This is a genomic window from Pseudomonas edaphica (assembly GCF_005863185.1).
In the GTDB taxonomy this organism is placed as follows: Bacteria; Pseudomonadota; Gammaproteobacteria; order Pseudomonadales; family Pseudomonadaceae; genus Aquipseudomonas; species Aquipseudomonas edaphica.
In genome coordinates, this window is the sequence record NZ_VBVZ01000560.1 from 1 (window position 1) to 3,977 (window position 3,977).

Annotated in this window: 4 protein-coding genes; 2 read left to right on the forward strand and 2 right to left on the reverse strand. The window is 60.4% G+C overall.

Translation table 11 applies throughout. From position 1 onward, the window contains the following. Positions 1–29: 29 nt before the first annotated feature. Together rnt and pyrC are read right to left on the reverse strand one after the other, a co-directional pair. Positions 30–701, reverse strand: coding sequence for a ribonuclease T (rnt, locus tag FEM54_RS26455; RefSeq protein ID WP_017137041.1), 672 nt, complete (start codon positions 699–701; stop codon positions 30–32). Continuing rightward, entirely contained in the window at positions 698–1,744 is a 1,047-nt protein-coding gene (gene pyrC / locus FEM54_RS26460; protein WP_138453646.1) for a dihydroorotase, read from the reverse strand. The genes rnt and pyrC overlap by 4 nt, the downstream gene beginning before the upstream one ends. A gap of 156 nt (positions 1,745–1,900) precedes the next feature. Between pyrC and FEM54_RS26465 the strand changes: the two genes are divergently transcribed. Both FEM54_RS26465 and FEM54_RS26470 read left to right on the forward strand, forming a co-directional pair. Next, the gene (locus tag FEM54_RS26465; protein ID WP_138453647.1) at positions 1,901–2,809 is read left to right on the forward strand and encodes a flagellar protein MotY; all 909 of its coding nucleotides are present in this window, start codon (positions 1,901–1,903) and stop codon (positions 2,807–2,809) included. Between the two features lie 129 nt (positions 2,810–2,938). Continuing rightward, positions 2,939–3,977, forward strand: a 1,039-nt coding sequence (locus FEM54_RS26470; protein WP_138453648.1) for an argininosuccinate synthase, incomplete at its 3' end; no start/stop codon positions are given.

Here is a 3,977-nt window from a genome sequence, read left to right on the forward strand (position 1 = left end):
CCCTCGCCACAACCACAAAGGCGTCAGCCTCAGTCGTTGAAGTCTTCCCAGCCGCCCATTTGCTTCCACCGATTGACGATGCCGCAGAACAGCTCGGCAGTCTTCTCGGTGTCGTAGCGGGCCGAGTGGGCCTCACGACCGTCAAAGTCGATACCGGCCGCCTGGCAGGCCTTTGCCAGCACGGTCTGGCCGTAAGCCAGGCCCGCAAGCGTGGCGGTGTCAAAGCTGGAGAACGGGTGAAACGGGTTGCGCTTCATGTCCAACCGCGTCACGGCAGCATTCAGGAAGCCCAGGTCGAAGCTGCTGTTATGGCCCACCAGGATCGCGCGTTTGCAGCCATTGGCCTTCAACGCTTTACGCACACCACGGAAGATATCGGTCAGCGCCGCTTCTTCACTCACGGCCATGCGCAGTGGGTGATCGAGCTTGATGCCGGTGAACTCCAGGGCTGCAGCTTCGATATTCGCGCCTTCAAACGGCTCCACACGGAAGAAGTGGGTGTGTTCCGGGAACACAAAACCCTGTTCATCCATGCCGATAGTGGTCGCGGCGATTTCCAGCAATGCGTCGGTGGCGCAGTTGAAACCACCGGTTTCTACGTCGATGACAACCGGCAGATAACCGCGAAACCGCTCGGCCATCGGGTGGCGGGAGCCGCCACCACTGTGCTCGTGTTCGTCGTCGTAATGGTCTTCACTCACTTGCTTTCCTCCAGCAGGCGCCAGCGCAGTGTTTCACCGGCGCGCAGCGGGATAACAGTCAGCTCGCCAAACGGCAGGCTGGCAGGGGCGGTCCAGTCTTCACGAACCAGGGTAATGCGGTCGGTATTCGCCGGCAGGCCGTAGAAGCGCGCGCCGTTGAGGCTGGCGAAGGCTTCGAGCTTGTCCAGGGCGTTGCGCTGTTCAAACGCTTCGGCATACAGCTCGATGGCGGCATACGCGGTGTAGCAACCGGCACAGCCGCACGCAGCTTCTTTGGCGTGCTGGGCGTGGGGCGCCGAGTCGGTGCCGAGGAAGAACTTCGGGCTGCCGCTGGTAGCGGCGTCCAGCAGGGCTACCTGGTGGGTGTTGCGCTTGAGGATCGGCAGGCAATAGAAGTGCGGCCGAATCCCGCCCACCAGCATGTGGTTGCGGTTGTAGAGCAGGTGATGCGCGGTGATGGTCGCGCCGACATTGGCCGAAGCCTCGTTGACGAACTGCACGGCGTCGGCGGTGGTGATGTGTTCGAACACGACCTTGAGGGTCGGGAACAGCTCGACCACGCGGCGCATATGCTCGTCGATGAAGATCTTTTCACGATCAAACACATCCACATCGCCACGGGTGACTTCACCGTGGATCAGCAGCGGCATGCCGACTTCAGCCATGGCTTCGATTGCCGGCAGGATCTTGTCGATACTGGTCACGCCGGAGTCGGAGTTTGTGGTCGCGCCCGCCGGGTACAACTTGGCGGCGTACACAAAACCGCTGGCCTTGGCCTCGCGGATTTCGGCAGGCTGGGTACGGTCGGTGAGGTAGAGCACCATCAACGGTTCGAAGCGGCTGCCGGCCGGGCGCGCAGCGAGGATACGCTGGCGATAGGCATCGGCTTGCTCGGCATTACGCACCGGAGGTACCAGGTTAGGCATGATAATCGCGCGGCCAAACGTGCGCGCTACATCGGCCACGGTTTGGGGTAACGCAGCACCATCGCGAAGATGAATATGCCAGTCGTCGGGACGCAGCAGGGTCAGGCGGTCGGACATTGGGGATTCCAGGCGGGTCAATCTGGTGGGAATGCTACCGGAAAAGACTCTTGCAGGCACTCGCTATCAAGTTTTGCCGCACGTGTCCGATATCCCTGGGTATGCCTTAACGACGTATGACGCTTTGAAGTGTTGTAGAAACCAGTGGAGCCTCCCGTGCGCCAGCATTATCTAGCCCTGCTCAGTGTGTTCGCCAGCCTGCCTGCGATGGCACTCACATTCCAGACACGTCTGGAAAATATTGAGTGGAAGGTGGAAGGCGACCAGTTCGAGTGCCGCCTGACCCAGCCGATCACCGATTTCGGCTCGGGTGAGTTCGTGCGCCGGGCTGGCGAGCAGGCGACATTTCGCCTGAAAGCCTACAGCGGCGCGCTCGGTGCAGGCTCGGCGACCTTGTTGGCGGCGGCTGCACCCTGGCAGCCCGGCCGTGGTGATATCAACCTGGGCGCCGTGCGTCTCGGCAGTGGTGATGTGCTGTTCAACAGCTCCCAGGCCCAGGCCGGGCGTTTGTTCACCGGCTTGCTCGAAGGGCGCAGCCCCACCGTGCGGCATTACGGGCGTGAGGGCGGCTACTCGGAAATCCGCCTGTTGCCGGTGAAGTTCAACAAGGCCTTCAACGACTATCAACTGTGCACCACCAAGCTGTTGCCGATGAATTACGATCAGGTCAAACAGACTGAAGTCGGCTTCCCCGGTGGCGGTATCGAGTTGGACGCCGCTGCCAAGAAAAAGCTGGACGTGATACTCGCGTTCATGAAAGCCGACCCGACGGTTAATCACGTCGAGCTCAATGGTCATTCCGACAACAGCGGTAACCGCCTGACCAACCGTGACGTCTCGCGCCGTCGTGCCCTGGCGGTGATGGACTACTTCAAGGCCAATGGCATTCAGGAATCGCAGATCACCCTGCGTTTTCACGGTGAAAGTTACCCACTGGCGCCCAATACCAATGCCGCCAACCGCGCCCGCAATCGCCGCGTGAATATTCAGCTCGAACGCGTGGCTGCCCCCGAAAAACCGGCACCCCAGGCCACTGGCCCGAGCAGTGCGGCACACACGTCATAAGGTGCGACCATCGGTCGCCCACTCGACATAATCTGTCGCTTTATCTTCATTTGCTGTCGCGCCTCTGTAAATTCACGGTTTTGGTCGGTAGAATCGACGGCTTTCCGTACAACCCCGTGGAGTGATGGCATGGCCGACGTAAACAAGGTCGTTCTCGCGTATTCCGGCGGCCTGGACACTTCGGTGATCCTCAAGTGGCTGCAGGATACTTATAACTGTGAAGTGGTGACCTTCACCGCTGACCTGGGTCAGGGCGAAGAGGTCGAACCTGCACGTGCCAAGGCGCAAGCCATGGGCGTGAAAGAGATCTACATTGACGACCTGCGCGAAGAATTCGTCCGCGATTTCGTCTTCCCGATGTTTCGCGCCAACACCGTCTACGAAGGCGAGTACCTGCTGGGTACTTCCATCGCGCGTCCGCTGATCGCCAAACGCCTGATCGAAATTGCCAACGAAACCGGCGCCGACGCCATTTCCCATGGCGCTACCGGCAAGGGCAACGACCAGGTGCGTTTCGAACTGGGCGCCTACGCCCTCAAGCCAGGCGTGAAAGTGATTGCTCCTTGGCGTGAATGGGACCTGCTGTCCCGTGAAAAGCTGATGGATTACGCTGAAAAGCACGCAATCCCGATCGAGCGTCACGGCAAGAAGAAGTCCCCGTACTCGATGGACGCCAACTTGCTGCACATCTCCTATGAAGGTGGCGTGCTGGAAGACACCTGGACCGAGCACGAAGAAGACATGTGGAAATGGACCGTCTCCCCGGAGAACGCTCCAGACAAGGCCCAGTACCTGGAACTGACCTACCGTAACGGCGACATCGTTGCACTGGATGGCGTCGAAATGACCCCGGCCACCGTGCTGGCGACCCTGAACCGTATCGGTGGCGAGCACGGTATCGGCCGTCTCGATATCGTCGAGAACCGTTACGTGGGCATGAAGTCCCGTGGCTGCTACGAAACCCCAGGTGGCACCATCATGCTGCGCGCCCACCGCGCCATTGAGTCGATCACCCTGGATCGCGAAGTGGCTCACCTCAAAGACGAGCTGATGCCCAAGTACGCCAGCCTGATCTACACCGGTTACTGGTGGAGCCCGGAGCGTCTGATGCTGCAACAGATGATCGACGCCTCCCAGGTCCACGTGAACGGCGTTGTGCGCCTGAAGC